The organism is uncultured Eubacterium sp., assembly GCF_934561735.1.
GTDB lineage: Bacteria > Bacillota > Clostridia > Oscillospirales > Acutalibacteraceae > Eubacterium_R.
In genome coordinates this window covers 1-22,361 of the sequence record NZ_CAKTGT010000013.1, presented here as the reverse complement: position 1 = coordinate 22,361, position 22,361 = coordinate 1, and the positions used below count along the sequence as shown (strand labels likewise).

The window sequence follows — 22,361 nt, the reverse complement described above, 5'->3', positions numbered from 1 at the left end:
CGCCCCTTGTTTTGTTTGATTTGTTTAAGGTAAATAATATGCCGGATTTACGGCATCTCTGTATGAGCCGTCACCGAGTCTTACTTCAAAGTGGAGGTGAGGACCCGTTGAATTGCCCGTTGAACCGCTGAGTGCGATTTGCTGGCCTTTGCTTACATGCTGACCTGCCGATACGGAGCGGGAACTGTTGTGTGCATAAAGGGTGTACACCGTTTCGCCGTTTCTGTTAGGCTTGTCGTGCATAATAACGATGTATCTGCCGTAACTGCAATATCCTCCGCCGTGGTAACTCTTTTTGCAGGTGCCACGGTCGCAGGTGATATCCCTTGAAATGATGACCGTACCGCTGTCTACTGCAACTATTTTGTTGCCTGTTGTTCCGCCTGTTGAAAAATCGCATCCGCTGTGACCGGAGTAGCCGTGGAACGCACATGTTATTTTTGTATATGCCGGGCAAGGGTAGGTCATATTGATGAAGTCCGAAGCAATTTCTTCTGTCGTTTCTTCTTCGATTTCGGTAGAAGTTTCGGTTGTTTCGTCTTTTTCGGCGGTTGCAGGCTTCTTTTTGGTGGTTGTAACCTTTTTCTTTGTTGTTTGTTTGTTTTTATATTTTTTGATAGCTTCCTGAATTTCGTTGTCGATTCGGTCAATCTCGTCCTGCGTCATATCGTGAAGCTCGGAGTATTCTTTTGTTTGGTCGTTGATTTTTTGAAGAACCGTGTTCGCTTCGGTCTGCTGTTTTTCCATAGCGGTTTTTTTCTTCTTCATTTCAGCTTCCTTTTGGTTAAGGGATACTTGCTGAACTTTTAAGCTTTCCGTATCGGATTTAAGCACCTTTTGTGTTTTATTCAGTTCTTCTTGCTTTTGGTTGAGCTTTATTTGAGATTGCTTTATTTCTTCGATTTTGTCCGACACGCTTTGCATAAGTTCGCCGTCTTTTTTTGATATGGACGATACCATTTCAAGCCTTGTCAAAAAGTTTTCGATTCCGTTTGCCGAAAGTAAAAACGAAAGCACACTTTCCGTTTCGCCGCTGATATATATTGCCCTGATTCTTTGGCAGTACTTTTGCTGAACATTTTTGTAATCAGTTTCAAGCTGTTTTGTGCTTGCCTCCATTGTTTCAAGGTCGGATTTAATTGTAGCCAAAGTTTCGGTGTTTGTTTTTATGTTTTTTTCCGTTTGGTTAACTCTGTTTTCTGTTTGGCTAACTTCGTTCAGCGTAATGGAATATTGCTCCTTTAATGTGTCGAGCTTTGTGTCGATAACATCAAGGTATTCCTGCGCGTCTTTTTTCTCTTTGCCGAGTTCTTTCAGCTTTTTGTTTGTTTCCTCAAGTTTCTTTTCAAGTTCTTCTTTTCGCTGTTCTTGAGATTTGGTTACGGCTTTTGCCGTGTTCGCTCCTACAGGTGTGCAAATTGCCGCACTTGTGCATATCAAGCACGCACTCATTAAAACAGAAACTATCTTTTTAACATAGTTATTCATATTTTGCACCTCCGTAAAATTCTACATAATAATTTTACCACAATTATTATTATAAGTAAAAGGTTAATTATGTATTTTTTATATTTTTTTACATTATATTAAAAAATAAGAACACAACAGAAAAAACTCCCTTTATAAAGGAAAGTTTTGATACGCTGTAGACTGTTGAGAAAGTTTCTGAATTTCGTTTTCTTGCGAGTGGGAGCTGTACATAAGTACCGCCCCCGAGCAAAAAACGGAAAACGCCAAAAGTGCCGCAAACTCGATGTTTGCGGCACTTTTACAATCCCTCCGAGTGCGATAAATCGCACCCACCTCCCTTTACACAAGGGAGGCATTAAGCGGTTAGTTGATTTTATTGGCGTGATTCAGGGGCTTTATCGACAGTCTGTTATAAATAGTTAAATGGATTAACTCTTGTACCGTTTACACGCACCTCAAAGTGACAGTGCGGACCTGTTGAGTTGCCGGTTGAACCGCTTCGTGCGATAACCTGACCTTTTGTTACATGTGAGCCTACACCTACAAGAAGTGTGGTGTTGTGTGCATAAAGGGTTGAAAGTCCGTTGCCGTGGTCAATTACAAGGTAGTGACCGTAGCTGTAATTGAGGTTTTTGGCAATGATTACCGTGCCGGATGCAGCAGCATAAACAGATGAACCCGATGGAACAGGGAAGTCAACGCCGCCGTGGTATCTGCCGCTTGAATAGTTAGGGTAGCCTGCCGATACTCTGCGAGAACTTGTCGGATAACCGAGAGTTCCGCTGTAAGCACCGCTGCCGTATGAACCGCTGCTTGAACCCGTGTTAACCGATGAAGATGCCTGAGCCTTGCGGATTTCAGCCGCAATTTGCGCTTCGATTTTTGCGATTTCGTCCTCGTTGTCCGAAATGCTTTCCTGATATTCGGCTGTTTGGCTGTTGAGCTTACGCATCATGGCATTCGCTTCGCTTACTTCTTTGTCAAGCTCGGTCTTTGATGCGTTTACGGTTTTGATGTTTTCGTCAAGTTTGCTCTTTTGAGTTTGGAGCTTTTCTTTGTCTTTTTTGAGGTCGATTCGTTTCTTTTCCAAATCGGCTTTGTCTTTTTCTATCTCGTTCATTTTGTCCATAAGGGCGTTAAGCGTGTCGCTGTCCTTTTTGGATACCGATTTAATCATTTCCGAACGGGTGAGAATCGAACTTATGTCGCTGCTTGTAAGCAAAACTTCAAGGTTGCTTGCGTGACCCGATACATACATTGCACGGAGTCTTTGGCAATATTCGTCAAATGTTTTGTCAAATTCAGCCTGCTTTGCATCAATTTCGGCTTGGATTTTGTTGATTTGGTTTGCCGTGTCTGAAATTTTGCCTTTTACGGTGTCAATGTTGTTTTGCAAATCGTTTGCTTCGGATTTAAGGGTGCTTATCTTATCCTTGAGTGCCTGAATTTTGGTATCAAGTGCGGATATGTACTCCTCGGTATCCTTTTTTTGACCCGAAAGTTTGTTGATTTTTGATTGAGCAGCGTCAATCTGATTTTGGATTTTCTGTTTTTTGTCACGCAAAGCGGAGGTACTTGCGGCATATGATGTTGAAGTTCCTCCGAGGATACTGAAAGCAAATGTAAATGACAAAATAACGGAAATTAATTTTTTAAATTTAAACTGCACTTATCTCACTGCCTTCCTTTGTAAGATATTTTCTCATAGTGATGAGCGAGCCGCCGACACCGCTGACAATACCTATTGCAACGAATATGCCGAGCATAGGCAATGCGTAATCAACAAAGTTGAGCGGAACCAATCCTATTGAGTTGAATATATCGCCGAATCGGCTGATGGCAAGCTCGTATATTCCCCAAACGGCGAACAGCGACAGAGCACCTGCCACAACGCCGAGGATAATACCTTCAACAACAAACGGAAGCTGAACAAAGCTGTTTGTTGCACCGACAGATTTCATAATGCTGATTTCAAGTCGGCGTGAGTATACTGTGAGTTTGATTGTGTTTGAAATAATGAACAACGAAATTGCAAACAGCACTGCGATAATTACTATAGATATAATACTTATACCGTTTGAAAGTTTTGCAAGCTTCTTTGCAAGGTCGGTGTTTTGTCTTACTGTGTAGATATGGTCAAGCTTTTTGATTTTTTTAACCGTATCCGAGAATTTTGTTAAGTCCTTAACCGTAACTTTGTATGCGTCCGGAAGAGGAATTTCATCCGTTGTTTCGGTAAAAAATTCTGCCTGTGCGTCATCCATTGTGGCAATCTGTTCTGCCCAAGCGTCTTCCTTGGCAACAAATTCGATTTTTTGTACATTGTTGATTTTGTTGAGCTTAATGCCCATTTCGTCAATATCGGCATCTGTTGCCTTGTCGTCAATATACACCATGATTACATTTTCGTCTTCGATTTTTTGAACAAGCGAGTTGATGTTCAAAAATATCATGGATGCCGAACCGATGAGCACCAAACAGCTGAGCAATACGCAAATTGATGCAACCGACATCATACGGTTTGTCCAGGTGTTACGAAAGCCCTCTTTTACAAGGTATCTGAAACTTGCTCCCGACATTACTGCTCACCTCCCTGTGCCAATTCGTTGAGGTCAACCGTGTCCTCGGATGGCTCCTCTGCAATGGAGCCGATGCTTTCTTTTTTGCTTTGTGAGATTTGCGGCTCTGCGTTATTTTCTTCCAAATCTTCAAAAACTTCTGTCAAATTTTCATTCTTGACATCCTGCTCAAAATAGAACATATCGTTTTCTTTCTTTGTTTCTTTGGTCTTGAATTTTGCAAAGGTTGGGTCAGGTGTATCGGATACAACCTTGCCTTTTTGGATAACGATAACTCGGCGTTGGAATGTACGCACAAGATCGTGCTCGTGAGTAACCATTACAACCGTTGTGCCGTTGTTGTTGATTTTTGTAAGCAACTCAACGATTTCGTGGCTCATCTCAGGGTCAACGTTACCGGTAGGCTCGTCCGCAATGATGAGGTCCGGATTGTTAACAAGTGCTCTTGCAAGCGAAACTCTCTGTTGCTCGCCGCCCGAAAGTTCGTTTGGCATAGAGCGTGCCTTTTGGCTGAGGCCTACAAGCTGAAGAATGTAAGGTACTCTTTTTCTTATATCCTTTTCTTTTGTGCCGATAACACGCATTGCAAATGCAACATTGTCGTACACGCTCATTTTAGGTATAATTCTGAAGTCTTGGAAAACTATACCCATTGTTCTTCTGTAATAAGGCACTTGGCGTTTTTTCATCTTTGTTGATGCGTAGCCGTTTACAATAACTTCGCCGGATGTCGGTTTTTCTTCGTGCATGATAAGTTTTAAAAATGTACTTTTACCTGCACCCGATGAGCCGACGATAAATACAAACTCTCCGTCCTCGATTTTGATGTTTACATTTTCAAGGGCGTGAGTATCGTTGCTGCCGTAGATTTTTGTAACATCTCTGAATTCTATCACAGCTCTCACTCCTAACTTTTCGTGTTTGTTATATTAAGTAATAAAAATCGTTATATGCGGTTTTACCCAATAATTAAATATATAATATAACAATTACGATTAAATATCAAGTGTTTTATGTTATTATTTTGTAAAAATTGTAACAGATTTGTAAACAATTACCAAAAAATAAGAGGACGAAGAATATCCGTCCTCTTAAAAATTACATTATGCTTTTGTGATATAAAGTGAAGTTGTGTCTGTGTTTGAATTGTCAACATACCAGCTGTTGCCGATTCTGACAACATAAACGGTTGTTGTTGCAACAACTTCGTCCTTTTGGTTTTTAACCTCAACTGTGCACTCGTCAACAGCTTCAATGCTGTCTGCAACATTGAGGTTGTTAAATGCAGACTTCATTGCTTCGGACTTCTTTTCGTCAAGCGTGTCTGCAAGCGTTTCGCCCTTTTGGATGATAGGAACAACTCTGTCCTTGTAGCCTTTGGCATAAGCTTTAACTTCATCGGCAGACAATTCCTTTGTGTCGGTTACGGTTGTTGTGAGCTTGTAGTCCTTGCCGTAAAGTTCTTGATAAATACCGGTTGAAGCTTTTTGAAGAACAGTCTTTTCATCGGCTGCAAGCTTTTCTTCAGTACCGGTTAGCTTGTCGGCATAGGTTTGAACATTGGATTCAAAAACGCTGAACATAAATTCTGTGTCCATATAATCGTCTTGAAGAACAGCCACTCTGACTTCTTTGAGCTTTGCAAAATATGCACTGTAAAACTCATCATAATTTTGAAGTCCGACTGTTTTTATAAGTTCGTCATAGTAATCGTACATTGTGTTGTAGATGGTGTCAAGAAGTTCTGTTTCTTCCTTGCTGCCTGTACCGATTGCCTTGTTTTGCTCAACTTTCTTTTCGCCCTTTTTCTTGCCATCATTATCGTTTACATAAGGAGCCATATAAGCGTTGATTACAAAGTTGCCGAACTTTTGATTTTTTGATACCAACGAAACTTTGAGTGCGTTGTAGCCGTCACCTGTTTGAACAACGGTATCGGCATATGATTGAGCAACCTTTTCAGGTGAAAACGCATTGTATCTGGTGGTAAATGCAAAAACAGTTAAACCAACGAGAATTGCGGCAACAAGAACACCTGCAATTACGCCGTAAAGTCCTGCTTTAAAGCCTTTTTTTGATTCTGTCATAGCAATTCCCTCCTTATTCCGCAGCTTCAACCGAAACTTCTTCGGCTGCTTCTGCTTTTTCTGCTTCTTCCTTTGCTCTCTTTTCAAGGAGTGCGGCAGTAATTCTTTCCTTCTTCTCGCCTACCATATCGTAGAAAAGAACAGGGATGAACTGAAGAATTACAAAGATAGCAGGGATAACCGTATAAATTGCAAGGAACTTTGTAAGAACCTCGTCCGATTGTGCGGCATATGCAACATTTTGGCTTGTTGAGAATTGGTAGCCCGACCATGAATAAACGAGAACCGGAGCAAGCCATTTTGTACCTGCCGATGCAATTTTTGAGAAAAGACCGTAGCCTGCGTATGCAAGACCTTCCTGACGCTTGCCTGTTTTGTATTCCATTTCGTCAATACAGTCGGCAATCATAATGTTTGGAGTGGTGTTTGTGTTACCGTGCTGAATGCCGCAGAAGAAGTTGAGGATGAGGAACGGAATGATGAGGTTGCTGTTGAAACCTACACCCTTTGATACAAGGTACAAAATTGCCATTGCAGACGCACCGTAAACGCAGAAGATGATGTATGTCTGCTTTGTTGAGAACTTTTTGAGTACAAAGTTTACAAGGAGTGTACCTACTGCGGTACCGATACCCATAGGGAGCATAAGTGCAAGTTTAAGACCTTTTGAACCGAGGAGATAAACAGCTATGTAAAGTGATACCGTACCGTAAACGCCTCTGCCGAAGCCGAAGAGTTTTGTAAGAGAAACCATAAGCAGGTTTTTGTTTGTGAAAACAAGCTTGATGGATTCCGCAAGCGATACTTTTTCGCTTGTGTAAGGTACACGCTCTTTGTTGTTTGCAAAGAAAATCATTACAAAAATAATCATACCGAGTGCACAAACAGCTGTTGAAATGATGAGGTCAAGACCCTGACCCTCGGCATTTTTGTACTGTTGTTGACCCATAAGTGCCTTCATAATAAGCGGCACAACGATGATTACTACCTGACCGCCGGATTGACCTACCGAACGGAGAAATGAAGCGATTGAAATAGCGGTTGAACGCTCACTCGGGTTAGGCGAGCAAAGAGCACCGAAGCAGTTTGACGGTGACTCTACCGCACAGGAAATCGCTGTGTAAAGTGAATAGATAACAAACATCCATATTGTTGCAACGGTAAACGATGATGTGTTAGGTGCAACAAATACGAGCATTGAGATGATGGCAAGCGGAATAGCGCCGAAGCCTACCCAAGGCTTAACCTTACCGAGCGGTGTTCTTGTTCTGTCAACCAAAACACCGATTACAAGTTCGCATACGGCACCGACAATACCGGCAATACCGAATACAAGCGAGATGATGTTGGCAAGCTGAGCGGAGTCAAAGCCCTTGCCTTTAAATGCGAAGTCAGCAAAGAATGTCATTGTGTAATCGGGCATCCATCCGGTCAGCAATGCAACGCCGAACAGTCCGATACCGAAGGTGGCAATCTCAGATGGCTTCATGTACTTTTTTGCGGCTGTTCCGGTTTTTTCCGCAACAGCACCTTTTTTCTTAGCCATAAGAAAACTCCTTTAAAATAAAAATAATCGAATGTATTATAGCACTACAGATAATAATTTACAACAATTTTACAAAAAGTTTATAAACAGACTGTCGATAAAGCCCCTGAACCACGCCAATAAAACAAATTAACCGCTTAATGCCTCCCTTGTGTAAAGGGTGCGGGTCTCCTGTGGAGACCTCTGCATTTTAATGCAGAAGCACTGACCGAACCGGCAGGTGAGACGGTGGCAACACAAAGTGTTGACGGAGGGATTGTAAAAGTGCCACAAACATCGAATTTGCGGCACTTTTGGCGTTTTTCGTTTTTTGCTCAGTCGAGGTACCATCGTACATCTTCCTTCGCAAGAAAACGAAATTCAGAACCTTTCTCAACGGTCTGTGGCATAAAACAAAAACTCCCGCTTTTTTGAAAAGGGGAGTTTGACGGTTGTTATTTTGTTTGCAGCGTCTTGATTGTGTCTTTTGTCTTTTCAAGTTGCAACTTGATGTTGCTTTCCCAATTTTTTTCACCCTGCATAAAACATACATTCCATTTGGCGTTGTCAAAATCTTCACTGCCGTCAAAAAACGGAACGGTGTATCCGCCGTTTTCGGCAAATGAGTTTTTGTATTCACGCTCGTTGTCGATGTAATATTTTGTGTAACCGTACTCGGTTTCACAGCCTGCCTTAAATTGTTGCTCGAATTTTTCGCCGGTGAACCGCATCATTTTTGATGTTGCCGATGTGCTTCTGCCGTTACTGTCGGTATTGAATTTGTTTGCACAGTAAAAATATCTGTTGCCGTCTTTTTTGAGAATGTAGTAGGCACTGTCGTCATCATTTTCAAAATTGCTTATGCCGTCATCCTGATAAACCTGCATGGCATTGTGACCGTTCCACATATAGATGTCGCAGTAATATTTTTCTTTTTCAACCGATACATAGTTGCCTTCATAATCCTCGTCACGCTCGCTGACCGTTTTGCGGTAAATGAGCATAAGTTCGTCTTGACCGTCACCGTCAAAGTCAACAAGATTAACTCCCGCAAGACCGCTGATATAAGGCATTTTACTGCTTGATTCAAGCTTTGCTTCTCCGTATTTTGCCGTGTAATCCTTTACAAGCTCATAGTATGCGGAGTTTGCCGTGTCGGTGCTTTTAACAGCTTTGTTTGTCGCTTTTTCTGTGTAAGAATCCGTTGCGTTCAGCGTTCTGTCAACCGTGCTTGAAGCCGCACTTTCACGCAAAACGGCAAATTTTATGCGTTCAAAATTGTCGGTAACATTGCGTGATTTTATTGCAAAAGAAAACTTTTCCGTGTTATATACGGCGGTTGATTTTTTCTTGAACTCGCCGCCCGACAGTTTAAGAAGAGTAACTTTTGACGGGTCGTTTTTGCCGTGCTCGGCAAGGTAAAATGTGTTGTTGTTTGAGTAAATGCTCACCCAAACATCATCGTTTCTGTTTGTACTTTGCGGCACTTTTTTGTGATATAACAGTTTGAATTCACTGCCCTTGTAGCCCCAAACTTCCTCGTAATATTCGTCATTATCGTTGTAGCAGAGGAGAAGTTCCGATTTGCCGTTGTTGTCAAAATCAATCTCTCTTACAATGCAAAGACCCGTGAGCATATAGCCTTTTACATCGTATTCGCTCATATATTTGTAATTGGCTATTCCGTATTTTTCGGTGTATTCGGTGCAAATTTTTGTTGCGTCTTTTTCAAACTCACTGTGCCTTGAATTTACGGCATTTGCCGAGTTCATAACGGCGGTGACGATTATTGCGACTATAATTGCTACGGTAATTATAAATACAAGTATTGCTCTGAGCCAAGGTGACATTGTGCGTCTTTGGAGTATTTCATCTTCTTCTTTGGCATATATAAGTTCCGCTTCACGCTGTGCCTCACTTGGGCTTTCACCGTCGGCTTCAAGTTCCTGTTTGTATTCTTCTTTGAGTTCCTCAACCTTTGCTTCTTCGGCAGTATCGTCAATATCTCTTTTGATGCTTTTGTATGTATTTGTTACCAAAAGCACAAGACCTAAGAAAACGGATTTGAAAAAGCCTAATATTTTATGAATAACCGATTTCTTTTTTGGCGTGTGTTCAATCACCGTTGTTTCTTGCTCTTGCGTTTGGGTAAAATCATCCACAAGCTCTTGGATTTCTTCCTGAAGTTCCTGTTCGTCAAGGTCGTCCTCAAAGTAATTGTATCTCTTTTTTCGCATAATCTCACCTCCTCGCTTTTATCACCTTTATTTAAAGTATATAAATCTATTTTACATACTATCATAAATAATTATGTTTTGCAATATCATTTATTTTGCAAGTTATTTTGACAGAATTTTACACAAACCTTGTTTCAATCAGCTTTACGGCGTTGTCGGGAGAATATTTCCAATGCGATATACTGCCGTCTTTGATAAAATATTCAAGTTCGCCCGGCAGGGCAAAATCGTTAAACGCTTCCACAATAACAAGCTTAACTTTCATTTTGTCGGGCAAAACGGATTTGATAAATACAGATACTTTTTGACCCGGTTCAAGATTTTTGCAAGGTTCGGCAAGTCCTGCAAGGTTAGGGGTAAGTTCCACAAAAACACCGTAGCTTTCTATGCTTCTGACAATTCCCGTTACGGTTTCGCCCACGCTGAACATTGCCGCATTTTCTTCCCAAGTGCCGAGAAGTTCTTTGAGCGAAAATGTCATTTTGTGTTCTTCCTTTTTCCTTAATACAACCTGTATAATTTGACCTATGTAAACACGCTCTCTCGGATGGTTGATTCTTGACACCGACAGCATATCAATAGGTATCAAAGAGTTGAGCCCTGCACCTATGTCGATGAATGCACCGAACTTTTCAAGGTGAGTCACTTTTGCCGTGATGATGTCGCCGCATTCAAGTTTGGATATGTAGTCACGCATACATTCAAGCTGAACGATTCTGCGTGACAAAAGAGCGTAATCGTTGCCAAACTCATCTTGCTTGATTGCCGCTATTTTAAAGGCTACGGGCTTGTTTACCTTGCTTATCAGGGCAATGTCACGCACGGTTTCTTCTTCAATTCCGAGAGCACCCTCACATCTTGGAATAATGCCGCTCATAACGCCCAAATCAATGTGCAGATTGTGCTCCTTGTCGCACAGCAAAACCTTGCTTTCGATGATGTCGCCGTTTGCGATTGCTTCTTTGATTTCGTCGATTGATGTAAATTTTTTGTCTGTAAAATTTATACCTTCCGGATAATAATTCATTGTAACCCTTCCTTTTCTTTAGTATTCAATTTTATGACGGACGGGCACAAAATATGTTATTGATAAAGGCATAAAATAGTGTTATAATATTTTAGTTAAATAATATTAAGAATGTGGTGATACAGTGGATATTCGGGTCGGCGATATTTTGACGGTTAAAAAACCGCATCCGTGCGGCAGTAAGGAATTTGAAGTTTTGCGTATCGGTGCGGACTTTAAAATTAAATGCCTCGGCTGTGACCATGTTGTTACCGTGGCAAGGAGCAAGATAGAAAAAAATATTCGCTCCGTCAGCCGAAGCGAAGAATAATTTTCAGTGAGGATACAGAATGTTTGATAAACTTGAAGAAGTAGAAAAGAGATATGAAGAAATAAACGAGCTTGTTTGTCAAAGCGAGGTTGTGGCGGATATGGAACGCTACACGGCTTTGATGAAGGAACTCAAACATTTAACTCCGATTGTGGAAAAATTCAGAGAATACAAAAACGCAAAGGCTGCCAATGAGGAAAGCCGTGAAATGCTCGGCGACAGCTCGCTTGATGATGATTTTGCCGCTATGGTAAAGGAAGAGTTTGAGAGCAGCAGGGAAGATATGGAGCGACTCGGCGAAGAACTCAAGGTGCTTCTTCTTCCTCGTGATCCTAACGATGACAAGAATGTTATTGTTGAAATCCGCGGCGGTGCAGGCGGTGAGGAAAGTGCCCTTTTTGCAGGTGTTCTTTATCGTATGTATTCGATGTATGCGGAATCAAAGGGATTCAAAACCGAGGTGCTTTCGGCAAGCGAAACAGGACTCGGCGGATACAAGGAAATCAGCTTCAGCATTACGGGTGACGGTGCGTATTCAAGATTTAAGTTTGAATCGGGCGTTCACCGTGTTCAGCGTGTGCCGGAAACCGAAAGCCAGGGCAGAATTCACACTTCCACAACTACGGTTGCCGTTTTGCCGGAGGCAGAAGAGGTCGATTTTGAAATTTTGGATAAGGACTTGCAGATAGATACATTCCGTGCTTCGGGTGCGGGCGGTCAGCATATCAACAAAACTTCGTCTGCTATCAGAGTTACACACATTCCAACGGGTACGGTTGTGGAATGTCAGGACCAGCGTTCACAGCACCAAAACAAGGAAAAGGCACTTCTTGTACTCCGTGCAAGACTTCTTGACGCAGAGCGTGCAAAGCAGGATGCCGAAATTGCAGGCGAACGCAAGGCACAGGTCGGTACGGGTGACAGAAGCGAGCGTATCAGAACCTACAACTATCCGCAGGGTAGAGTTACCGACCACAGAATAAATCTTACGCTTTACAAACTTGAGCAGATTCTCAACGGCGATATGGATGAGCTTATTGATGCACTTATCACAGCGGACACAGCCGAAAAACTAAAGGCTTCACAGGGAGAAGAATAACGATGGAAACAAAACTGTTCGGCACAAGTGAATATGACATTGCCGAGGCAGGCAAAATGATAGCCGAGGGTAAGCTGGTTGCTTTTCCTACCGAAACGGTGTACGGATTGGGTGCAAATGCACTCAATGAAGAAGCGGTGCGTAACATCTACCTTGCAAAGGGTAGACCGTCGGATAATCCGCTGATAGTTCATATTGCCGAAAAAGAGGATATTGTGCCTCTTGTGAAAGAGGTGACGCCAAAGGCAAAGGCACTTATTGACGCATTTTTCCCGGCTCCGCTTACAATTATTTTGAATAAGTCGGACAAGGTGGGCAAGGTTGTCAGCGGCGGACTTGACACCGTTGCCGTGCGTATGCCGAAAAATGAGATTGCACGCAAGTTGATTAAGGCGAGCGGTTGCCCGATTGCCGCACCGAGTGCAAACACTTCGGGTTTGCCGTCACCTACAAGGGTTAAGTACGTAATTGACGATATGATGGGCAAGATTGACGGAATTATTGACGGCGGCGATTGTGAGTTCGGCGTTGAAAGTACGGTTATCACTCTTGCAACCGATGTTCCTACACTTCTCCGTCCGGGTGCTGTTACAAAAGAAATGATAGAAGCCGTTATCGGTGAAATCACGGTTGCCCCGGCAGTGCTTGAGGGTATGAAAAACGACGAGGTTGCCGCTTCACCGGGTATGAAGTACAAGCATTATGCACCAAAGGCAAAGGTGGTTATCGTCAATGCCGACAAAAAGGAATATGAGGAATTTGTTAACGCTCAAAAAGGTGCTTTTGCACTGTGTTTTGATGATGATGATGTGACAATTCCAAAGGTAACATTCGGCAGAGAAAATGACGATTTGAGCCAGGCAAAGGAACTTTTTGATGCACTCCGTGAACTTGACGAAATGGGTGCAAAAAAGGTTTATGCCCGAATTCCGCATAAAGACGGCGTGGGTATGGCGGTTTATAACAGGCTTATCCGTGCGGCGGCTTTTGATATTATCGATTTGACAAAGCCGTTTACCGTGGGGCTTACAGGTCCTACGGGAGCAGGCAAAAGTTATGTTTGCGAAATTTTCAGGCAAAAAGGCTTTAAGATAATTGACTGCGACAAAATCGCACACGAACTGACTGCAAAGAATGCCCCGATTTTGGCAGAACTTGCAAATGAATTCGGCGAGGATGTTGTTAAAAACGGCGAGCTTGATCGCAAACTTCTTGCTTCAAGGGCGTTTGATACAAAAGAGCACACAAAAAAACTCAATTCAATTCTTCATCCTGCAATAGCCGAAAAATGCAAAGAAGAAGCACAGGGCTTGACCGTGCTTGACGCTTCTCAGCTTTTTGAAGCGAATATGCAAAATGATTGCTACAAGGTAATCGGTGTGCTTGCCGATGAAGATGTGAGAATAAAGCGTATTATTGCAAGGGATAATATAACCGAGCAGCAGGCAAAACTTCGTATGTCTGCACAGTTTGACAACGATTATTTTATCGATAATTGCGATTATATAATTTACAACAACGGCGAGGAGATCGCCGCTCAGACTGATAACATTTTGGAGGTAATCTTATGAGTGAAAAGACAAAGCAGTTAAAAGATATGCTTTTCAACAAAAAAGAGTGCGGCATTGATTTTATGACAGATGACGAACTCAAAGAATGTGATGATTTTTGCGAGGGATACAAGGAATTTTTGTCTACCTGCAAAACAGAAAGAGAAGTTGCCGCTTGGGTTGAGGATTTGGCACAGGCAAACGGCTTCCAAAAATTTGACGAGTTCGGCGACACTCTTGAACCGGGTGCAAAAGTTTACTATATGAACAGAGGCAAGTCGATTATTCTTTGCGTAAAGGGTAAAAGAAGCATCAAGGATGGCGTAAGAATTTCCGCCGCTCACATCGATTCACCACGCCTTGACCTCAAACAATGCCCTGTTTACGAGCAGGAGGGCTTGGGATATTTCAAAACTCACTATTACGGCGGTATTAAAAAATATCAGTGGACAGCTATTCCGCTTTCTCTCCACGGCAGAATTTGTAAAAATGACGGCACATTTGTTGATGTTCGCATCGGTGAAGAACCTGGCGAGCCTAAGTTTTGCATTACCGATATTCTTCCTCACCTCGGCGCAGACCAAATGTCACGCAAGGCAAACGAACTTGTAAAGGGCGAAGAACTCAATGTTGTTATCGGCTCCCGTCCGTTTAAGGATGATGAGGAAAGCGAGAAAATTAAACTTAACATTCTTTCACTCCTTTATGAAAAGTACGGCATTGTAGAGCGTGATTTTCTTTCGGCAGAGCTTGAACTTGTACCTGCATTTACTGTTGATGACATCGGCTTTGACAGAAGTATGGTAGGCGGTTACGGCCATGATGACCGTGTTTGCTCATATCCTGCACTTCAGGCTATTCTCAATATTGATGAAGCACCCGAATACACGGCAATCACAGTTCTTACAGATAAAGAAGAAACAGGTTCGGACGGCAACACAGGTCTTAACTCTTCGTATCTCAAATATTTTATTGAAGATTTGGCAAGACTTGAGGGCTACGAGGGCAGAGATGTTCTTCGCAATTCAAAGTGCCTCAGTGCCGATGTAAATGCTGCTTACGACCCAACATGGTCAACTCCGTTTGAAAAGAACAATTCAAGTTTTCTCAACAACGGCGTTTGCGTAACAAAGTTTACGGGTGCAAGAGGCAAGAGCGGAACATCTGATGCAAGTGCGGAATATGTAAGCTGGGTTAAAACCCTTCTTGAAGAAAATCATGTTTTGTGGCAGACGGGCGAACTTGGCAAGGTAGACGCAGGCGGCGGCGGAACCGTTGCAATGTATATTGCCAATATGGATGTAGACACCATTGATGTAGGTGTGCCTGTTCTTTCAATGCACTCTCCTTATGAGATTGTTGCAAAGGTTGATGTTTATATGGCTTACAAGGCATTTTTGACCTTCTTTACAAAGTAATGAGTATTATTGTTTGCCCAAAATGCAGGGAAAAACTGAATATTGACGGCAACAGTCTGAGATGTATTAACAACCACTCCTTTGATTTTTCAAGGGAGGGGTATGTTAACCTGCTTCTCACCAACAAAAGCGGCGACAAAAAAGGCGACAGCAAGGAGTCCGCACACGCAAGGCATAATTTTTTGGCTAAGGGCTACTATGATGTGCTCAAAAATGCCATAGGCAAAAAAATGCAGGGCACGGTTCTTGATATTTGTTGCGGTGAGGGATATTACGATACATATGACGGTGAACTTTACGGCTTTGACATAAGCAAGGAGATGGTTCGCCTTGCCGCAAAGAGTAACAAAAGCGGCAAATATTTTGTTGCCAATCTTTCGCAAATCCCGATTGATGACAAAAGCATAGACACGGCGGTTCATCTTTTCGCTCCGTTTAACGACAGAGAGTTTGCAAGAATTTTAAAGGATGACGGCAATTTGTACAGCGTTATTCCGGGTGAAAATCACTTGATTGAGATGAAAGAGCTTTTGTATGATGTTCCGTACAAAAATGACGAAAAAGCACCCGACAGCAGTTGTTTGTATCTTGCCGAGCGTGAAAAGGTGAGCGAAAAGGTGCACATTTCAAGCGAGGATTTGTTTGAACTGTTTTCCATGACGCCGTATTTTTATCGCACAAGCGAGCAAAACAAAAGCCGCCTGAAATCATCGGGCGACATTGATTTGACTGTTGAATTTGTAATATTAAAATACAGAAAGAATAAACCAAAGGAGATATAATATGGACTTAATTCCAAGCTTTCAGGTTGACCACAACCGCATTGTGCCAGGTATTTACGAATCAAGGCTTGACACCTTGGGCACTGAATTTGCCACAACATTTGACATCAGAATGAAAAAGCCAAACGCAGAGCCGGCAATTCACCCAAACGCTATGCACACAATCGAGCATATTGTTGCAACATTTCTTCGCAATGACGAGGAATGGAAGGACAGAATCATTTATTGGGGACCTATGGGTTGCCTCACGGGTTGTTATTTAATAGTAAAGGGTCATCCTACCCCTCAGGAAATTTTGCCTTTGATGATCAGAGCGTTTGAATATTGTGCGGATTATGTGGGCGAGGTTCCGGGTGCAAATCCGAAAAACTGCGGCAACTATATCCTTCACGATTTGAATATGGCAAAGTACGAAGCAAGGCTTTTTGCCGATATTCTCAAGGATAATCCGGGATTCGAGTATCCTGTTGAGGAGCGTATTCAAACTGAGCACGGTCAAACATTTTACGATTCATAAAATACAGGGAATAGGCTTGCCTGTTCCGAGCAATAAGGGAAAACACCGTAAACTTAAAGTTTGCGGTGTTTTTGATATTCTCTTACAGTATAAGTATTATTACAAATATAACTATTGCGATTATGCAAAGCGTTTTGATGATGAGCGGAATTGCGGCATCAACCGTTTCGGGTGCTTTTGATGATATAAAATCAAACAACGGTTTTTGGAGCTTGCCACCTACAAGTTCGTCATATGTTCGGGTGTAGGTGCTGTAGGTATTCGGCTTGCTTTCGTCAAGTTCGATTATTCTCACTCCACGCTTTTTGCGGTTGCCGTAAGCGTTGAAGCCGCTTGATTGAGTAAAACCGAGGTCAATGTTTTTGTATCTTCCCACAAAGCTGTTTTTATGGTCGTGTCCTACAAACACCGCCATAACATCGCCGTGTTCATTGAGTGCGTCAAATTCGCCCGTGTTCTCGTTTGGTATTGACGGGGGCTCAAGAAAAATTCCGCCGTTTGTGCAACTGTCACCAAGAACATAATATTCGTTTTTGTGAGTCCTAAACGCCCTGATTGCACCCTTTGCCGTGCTTTTGACACGCTTCAAAACCTTGTAGTATTCACACATCGGAATATGCTGAAAAACTATTGACGGCACATAGTTGCCGCTTTCTTTTTTCAGTTCATCTCGTGTGGCTTGATACCATTTGATTATGCTTGTGTCAAATGGTTCGTATCCGCCGCCTTTTGCGTCTGTGCCGGAATCAAAAAGGTAAATGTTGTTTACAATTCTTTCTCCGTCTGAGGACATAATAGGAATGTTGTATGTTCCGCCGCCGTTGATTCCGCTTGCCTGCTCGCCTATGCAGTTGCCGAGCTTTTTATATATCTTTTCAAACTGCTCGGTGTTTGAAATACCAACCTGGCGGTCGTGATTGCCAAAAGTTACGGCATAGGGAATGTTTGCTTCAACAATAGGCTTTATGAGCAATTCAAGCGTATCTCTGACCGCATCAAAAACATTTTTGCCTTTGATTTTGTATGATGTGCCGTAGCCTTTTATTTGGTCACCGGTCAGCACAACAAGGTCGGGCTTTTCCTGTGATATTGCGGCATTCAGTAGCTTAACGGTATCGGGCGATACGCTCGGAATTTCCTGAATGTCGGTTATTTGCATTATTTTAAATTTGCCGTTTTCGTTAAATTTCATATTCATTTTGTTATATCCGTTGTCGGTTCTAACCCGTTGTCAAAATCAAATTTTACACCGTTGAGGTCTGCCGTGCAAAACAACTTTGTTTTTATCACATCAACAAGTTTGTGCTTGATATGGGGATAGATTTTCTTTTCAAAATTGCACACAACGCTGTATTTTGGTGCAAGGGTTTTCAGCCACTTTAGGCTTGAAGAAAACGGGTAGCCGTGGTGTCCCACTTTCAGAATATCAACTTTGCCGATTTGCTTTGCAAGGCGATATTCGTCAAACACCTTGTTGTTGAGGTCACCTGCAAGTACACAACGGTAGCCGTTACATTCAAGGAGCGTTACAACGCTGTTGACATTTTCACCGTATTTGAAAATGTGCTTTTTGTATTTGCCGTTTAAAAATGTAATTTTAAAATCACCGAGCGTGGTCTTGAGTCCGTCAAATTCTTTGACAATTTCAACATTGTTTTCTTCAAGAGCGTTTTTCATTTGCTCGTAAACCTCGGTGTTGTCCCAGCTGAGCCGCTCGTAAATGAAAATATCTTTTGCTTTGTACGGCTTCAAATATGCTTTTTTAACCTTGATTTTAGGATGATTAATTACCGTGTCAAATCCGCCGATATGGTCGGAATGTGCGTGAGTGCCAAGCACAAAATCAAGGGTCACCGTGCCGTCGGGCGACGCACAGTTTTTCAGCAGATAATCGCACACGATTTCTTCATATCCGGGGTATTTGAGGTGCGGCTTATTTGCCGGATATTCGGTGTCTTCGCCTGCGTCAACCATAGCAAAATGTCCGTTGCTTTCAATGATTATGCAGTCCGAGGAACCTGTATTTAAAAAGTGAATGGCATTGCTCATATTGTTTCCCTTTCAATATAGCACATAATGTTTTCATCATTTGAACAAATGATTTTATCGGCAAGTGCCTTGATTTCGTTGCACGCATTTGATACGGCGTACTTCCTTGCTTCTGTACTAAATGCGGTCAAATCGTTTTTGCTGTCGCCCACCACGGTAACATCTTTTATGTTGTATCCCGCAATTTCGCACAGTTCACGGAGTGCCGAGCCTTTGTTTATGCCCTTTAGCATAATTTCAAGATTGTTTGTCATCGAGGTTGTAATTTCAACAGAATCAAATTCCTTTTGCAATCTTTCCCGGCATGCTTTGCGTTCGTCTTGATTTTTGAAGAAAACATCAAACATTTCTGTTTTGTAATCCGGGTCAAAAATCAAATTGTCAAGGTTGTTGCAAATTCGCCTGCTTTTGTACATCTCGGGAATAAAATCCTTGTCGATTTTGTAATATTCAAACGATTTGTCCGAAAACTTTGCTTTGTCTACATACGGCGCACCGCCCGTGTACACTTCAATAAATGTTTCGTATTCAGACAGAATTCGATAGATTTTGTATGCTTTTTCATTTGAAATTGTGCGGTATTTAATTATACCTTTTTGCTTGTGATAAATTCCCGCACCGTTTGAAAAAACTATGTATTCTACGCCCTTGCAAAGTCGCAATTCTTTGGGCACTTCATACAAGGTTCTGCCTGTAAGCAAAACAATTTTTGCTCCCTTTTGTGCAAGTCGCTCAATAGAACGCAAATTTTCTTCGCTTATATCGGTGTTGCTTTTCAGCAATGTTCCGTCAAGGTCGGAAGCTATAATCATAGGCACTTTTTGCACTTGCCTTTCTTTTTTATTTATTTGTATTATATATCTTTCCAAAGGATAAGTCCATATTGTCGGAATGTTTATGATGATGAATTTTGATATAATTTCTACAATCGGTGAGGACATATTGTGTGCTGTAATAAATGTGCCGAAAATTCCGCCCAAATACGAGCTGACAAGTATGTTGAATACTGCCAGCATCGCATATAAGACAGAACTGTATAAGGGGTTTACATTTGATTTGAATGTTATTTTTCTGTTTATCAAATACGCCGCAATGTAGCCGATTGATGTTGAAATAAGGTACGAATACAGATAGCCCTTGTACTTTATTCCGAGAAGCGACAAAAGTGCCGAATCGGGAAGCGGCGTGCTGTTTTGATTTTTAAACACAACATACAGCAAAAGCATATAGCTGAGTATATCAAGCGCCGATGTTACAATTACGCAAATATTAAACTTGAGGAACTTCCACAACTCCGATTTCGTTTTGGTAGGTTGTGTTTTTGCTGTCGGATTCATTGTCATTGTGTGTTTCTTTCTTCTTTCTGTGGATTACAAAGCGGTTCAACGGATATGTCCAAATTGTCGGAACGGTCATTACAATAACCTTTGTAATCATTTCAACTATTGCATTGTCCCAACCGTGATTTTTAACTACCGTGCCCAAAAAAGCACCGAACCAAGTGTTAAATGCTATTGTGCACGCAACCATAACCGCATAGATAATTGTTGACATAACAGGGTTGGCATCTGCCTTGAAGGTCAGCTTTCTGTTCATTACATAAGCAGCGGCATAGCCGATAATTGCCGAAATTGCGTAAGAGTAAAGATAACCTTTGTATTGAATTCCCAAAAACGAGAGAACCGCATTGTCTGTTACCGGAGCTTCGTTGAGCGATTTGAACACTATATATTGCAGGAACATAAACACTCCGAGTTCCAAAACCGAAGTGCTTGCACCCGTAAATGTAAATTTGATGAACTTCCAAATTTCTGCATGCTTTTCGATAAATCTTTTAAAATTTTCTTTCATACTTCTTTTCCTCTTTTCTTGTTACAAGCAGTGTCATTGTTGCGCAAAGTGCAACCGCCGCACTTATCGAACAAAGTCCGTAGCCTACAAGACATTCAATTCCGATTTTTCCCACTGTGCCGGCAACCGCCAAGCATCCTGCAACAAACACGATTAACATACTCGCCATAATGATTAAATAATTCTTTGTTTTCATAATCTTACCTCCTTAAATTGTTGCATTTTGTTTTTTGATTTGTTATTTTCCTTTACCTACAAAATAACACTTGATTGTAAAATCCAAAAATCAAATATCGTAAAGAGTATGTAAAATAATCCTTTACTTGAAGTTAACTTTAAGTTATATAATGAAGAAAATGAATTTTGGAGGTTGTATTTATGAAAATTTTAGTTGTATATTATTCGTATCAGGGTAATACAAAGAGCATTGTTGATATGATAAATAAAAAAATCACTTGAAATACCGACAGAAATCTTGAAGGTGTAGTTGACTCAAATAACAAATACAGTTATACTTATGATGAAACGGGTATCAGAACACCAAAGACGGCATTATTCTTTTGCAAACTGACGGAACAGTACACAAATATAAAACCAATGCACATTCATTTTATTTATGAGGCAAAATATGAAAGTATTAATATCAATACAATACCCTTATGCAATTATTGAAATTCCGAATCGTTTAGAAAATTCATTTATAAAAATAAAAAATGATTATATAAATATGCTAAACGACGGTACAAACAACAGTTTAATAAACTATGATGATTGCTCAGGACCAAGTCAGATTTTTTCAATGACCGTAGAATGGCTAAACCAATATTTGATTAATGATGAAGAAATAAAAATAATAACTCTAAAACCAAATGATAAAGAAACACAAAACTTTTCAAAAAAGAATTCTCTTTTCATTTAATATAAAATTTTTCAACATTATCTAAATAATTAGGGCAAAAGCCCTGTTTTGGTAAAAAACAAATTTGTTAGGAGAAGATAGCAGTGTTTTGTCAAAGTGATGTTTTTTGGAATAATATCAGTGAAAAAAATGTTAGCGGAGATGATATTGCGGAGTATATATATTCCTCGGATTATCTTAACATTCAAAATCCAACAGAATGTTGTGAGATAGAAAATGAATATAATCCCGATTTGATTCGTTATTTTTTTGAAGCAGAGAAATATCAAACCGAAGAAGAATACAAAGAAATATTCTTTCAGGGGTTTCTTGACGGAGATATTGACAAAGAAGAGTATTATGCCGCAGAATCAGCTTTTAAAAATCTCATTAATATATTGTCTGAAAAAAGTAATGTTTATGTTTATTATGAGTTTTTAGCGCCTATTGACAAAAACTCTCCTTTTCACAACAGCAGTGATGTGGATTTTGATTTTGAATTTGTTAAGAGCAATCAGAGCAAATTTGTTCAAATTGTTGATAAATTTAAACTTGAACAAATCAGTATTTTGTTTGCAAGAGAAATCGTCAACGGATATTTAATTTTTGACAATATTAAATCTGTTTTGGTTTGCAGCGGCATGCACGGATATATCCTTTCGGCTGAAGAACCGGACCGCAAATTGTTGGATGATATTTCGTCACAAGTCAGAATAGAAAAAGTATACTAAATCACACTGTTTTAATTCTCTCTGTTTTTCTCGGCAAAGAGTACATCATACCGTGAAATCCTTTTATTTATGCGGTTTCGATTACCTTTTTGTTATAATAAAAAGACACCCCTAGGAAAGTTTGTGTTAATATAATCTATAAACTTTTATAAAATATTCTTAAAGCCATGTCAAAATAAAAAAATGATTTGAGCCCTATAAAAAATGTAAAATTCGAAATATGATATCAAA

At 40.9% G+C, this 22,361-nt stretch carries 20 protein-coding genes and 1 pseudogene; 8 read left to right on the top strand and 13 right to left on the bottom strand.

Annotated elements, in window-relative coordinates; all coding sequences use genetic code 11:
* Positions 1–24 precede the first annotated feature (24 nt).
* The 8 genes and pseudogenes from Q0E08_RS08570 to Q0E08_RS08535 all read right to left on the bottom strand — a co-directional run bounded on the left by Q0E08_RS08570 (position 25) and on the right by Q0E08_RS08535 (position 10,925).
* Positions 25–1,488: a murein hydrolase activator EnvC gene (locus Q0E08_RS08570; protein ID WP_294778695.1), complete on the bottom strand. Its 1,464-nt coding sequence runs from the start codon at positions 1,486–1,488 to the stop codon at positions 25–27.
* Positions 1,489–1,879: 391 nt separating this feature from the next.
* Entirely contained in the window at positions 1,880–3,139 is a 1,260-nt protein-coding gene (locus Q0E08_RS08565) for a murein hydrolase activator EnvC (RefSeq protein ID WP_294778694.1), read from the bottom strand.
* A complete protein-coding gene (gene ftsX, locus Q0E08_RS08560; protein ID WP_294778693.1) occupies positions 3,129–4,049 on the bottom strand; it encodes a permease-like cell division protein FtsX in 921 nt (306 codons plus the stop codon). Before ftsX ends, Q0E08_RS08565 begins: the two co-directional genes overlap by 11 nt.
* Before the next feature lie 239 nt (positions 4,050–4,288).
* Positions 4,289–4,945, bottom strand: a pseudogene (gene ftsE / locus Q0E08_RS08555) (cell division ATP-binding protein FtsE); the annotation flags it as partial.
* A 207-nt stretch (positions 4,946–5,152) separates the two neighbouring features.
* Positions 5,153–6,136 (bottom strand): hypothetical protein, encoded by a 984-nt coding sequence (locus Q0E08_RS08550; protein WP_294778692.1) that lies wholly within the window; start codon positions 6,134–6,136, stop codon positions 5,153–5,155.
* A 13-nt stretch (positions 6,137–6,149) separates the two neighbouring features.
* Positions 6,150–7,682, bottom strand: coding sequence for an MFS transporter (locus Q0E08_RS08545; protein ID WP_294778691.1), 1,533 nt, complete (start codon positions 7,680–7,682; stop codon positions 6,150–6,152).
* 434 nt (positions 7,683–8,116) lie between these two features.
* On the bottom strand, positions 8,117–9,898 hold the full coding sequence (locus tag Q0E08_RS08540; RefSeq protein WP_294778690.1) for a hypothetical protein: 1,782 nt from the start codon (positions 9,896–9,898) through the stop codon (positions 8,117–8,119).
* 118 nt (positions 9,899–10,016) lie between these two features.
* A complete protein-coding gene (locus Q0E08_RS08535) occupies positions 10,017–10,925 on the bottom strand; it encodes a S1 RNA-binding domain-containing protein (RefSeq protein ID WP_294778689.1) in 909 nt (302 codons plus the stop codon).
* Between the two features lie 124 nt (positions 10,926–11,049).
* Between Q0E08_RS08535 and Q0E08_RS08530 the strand changes: the two genes are divergently transcribed.
* From Q0E08_RS08530 to Q0E08_RS08500, 6 genes are read left to right on the top strand one after another with little or no spacing between them, the layout of a single operon-like run.
* Positions 11,050–11,235 (top strand): DUF951 domain-containing protein, encoded by a 186-nt coding sequence (locus Q0E08_RS08530; protein ID WP_294778688.1) that lies wholly within the window; start codon positions 11,050–11,052, stop codon positions 11,233–11,235.
* Positions 11,236–11,254: 19 nt separating this feature from the next.
* Complete coding sequence (gene prfA, locus Q0E08_RS08525; protein ID WP_294778687.1) at positions 11,255–12,334, top strand: peptide chain release factor 1; 1,080 nt, start codon at positions 11,255–11,257, stop codon at positions 12,332–12,334.
* Positions 12,335–12,336: 2 nt separating this feature from the next.
* The gene (locus Q0E08_RS08900; protein WP_367118529.1) at positions 12,337–13,905 is read left to right on the top strand and encodes an L-threonylcarbamoyladenylate synthase; all 1,569 of its coding nucleotides are present in this window, start codon (positions 12,337–12,339) and stop codon (positions 13,903–13,905) included.
* Positions 13,902–15,302, top strand: coding sequence for an aminopeptidase (locus tag Q0E08_RS08510; protein ID WP_294778686.1), 1,401 nt, complete (start codon positions 13,902–13,904; stop codon positions 15,300–15,302). The genes Q0E08_RS08900 and Q0E08_RS08510 overlap by 4 nt, the downstream gene beginning before the upstream one ends.
* Positions 15,302–16,084, top strand: a complete 783-nt coding sequence (locus Q0E08_RS08505) for a putative RNA methyltransferase (protein WP_294778685.1) — start codon at positions 15,302–15,304, stop codon at positions 16,082–16,084. The genes Q0E08_RS08510 and Q0E08_RS08505 overlap by 1 nt, the downstream gene beginning before the upstream one ends.
* Position 16,085: 1 nt before the next feature.
* A complete protein-coding gene (locus tag Q0E08_RS08500) occupies positions 16,086–16,601 on the top strand; it encodes an S-ribosylhomocysteine lyase (RefSeq protein ID WP_294778684.1) in 516 nt (171 codons plus the stop codon).
* An 82-nt stretch (positions 16,602–16,683) separates the two neighbouring features.
* Here Q0E08_RS08500 and Q0E08_RS08495 read toward each other — a convergent pair whose 3' ends face one another.
* The 5 genes from Q0E08_RS08495 to Q0E08_RS08475 are packed head-to-tail and all read right to left on the bottom strand — an operon-like array spanning position 16,684 to position 20,697.
* Complete coding sequence (locus Q0E08_RS08495) at positions 16,684–17,799, bottom strand: metallophosphoesterase family protein (protein WP_294778683.1); 1,116 nt, start codon at positions 17,797–17,799, stop codon at positions 16,684–16,686.
* Complete coding sequence (locus Q0E08_RS08490) at positions 17,796–18,650, bottom strand: ComEC/Rec2 family competence protein (RefSeq protein ID WP_294778682.1); 855 nt, start codon at positions 18,648–18,650, stop codon at positions 17,796–17,798. Before Q0E08_RS08490 ends, Q0E08_RS08495 begins: the two co-directional genes overlap by 4 nt.
* Positions 18,647–19,993: a Cof-type HAD-IIB family hydrolase gene (locus tag Q0E08_RS08485; protein WP_294778681.1), complete on the bottom strand. Its 1,347-nt coding sequence runs from the start codon at positions 19,991–19,993 to the stop codon at positions 18,647–18,649. Before Q0E08_RS08485 ends, Q0E08_RS08490 begins: the two co-directional genes overlap by 4 nt.
* On the bottom strand, positions 19,920–20,501 hold the full coding sequence (locus tag Q0E08_RS08480) for a GtrA family protein (RefSeq protein ID WP_294778680.1): 582 nt from the start codon (positions 20,499–20,501) through the stop codon (positions 19,920–19,922). The genes Q0E08_RS08485 and Q0E08_RS08480 overlap by 74 nt, the downstream gene beginning before the upstream one ends.
* Complete coding sequence (locus tag Q0E08_RS08475) at positions 20,485–20,697, bottom strand: hypothetical protein (protein ID WP_294778679.1); 213 nt, start codon at positions 20,695–20,697, stop codon at positions 20,485–20,487. The genes Q0E08_RS08480 and Q0E08_RS08475 overlap by 17 nt, the downstream gene beginning before the upstream one ends.
* Positions 20,698–21,129: 432 nt before the next feature.
* Here Q0E08_RS08475 and Q0E08_RS08470 point away from each other — a divergent pair, with 432 nt between their 5' ends.
* The gene (locus tag Q0E08_RS08470) at positions 21,130–21,420 is read left to right on the top strand and encodes a hypothetical protein (RefSeq protein WP_294778678.1); all 291 of its coding nucleotides are present in this window, start codon (positions 21,130–21,132) and stop codon (positions 21,418–21,420) included.
* Between the two features lie 83 nt (positions 21,421–21,503).
* On the top strand, positions 21,504–22,130 hold the full coding sequence (locus Q0E08_RS08465; protein WP_294778677.1) for a hypothetical protein: 627 nt from the start codon (positions 21,504–21,506) through the stop codon (positions 22,128–22,130).
* Positions 22,131–22,361: the final 231 nt, after the last annotated feature.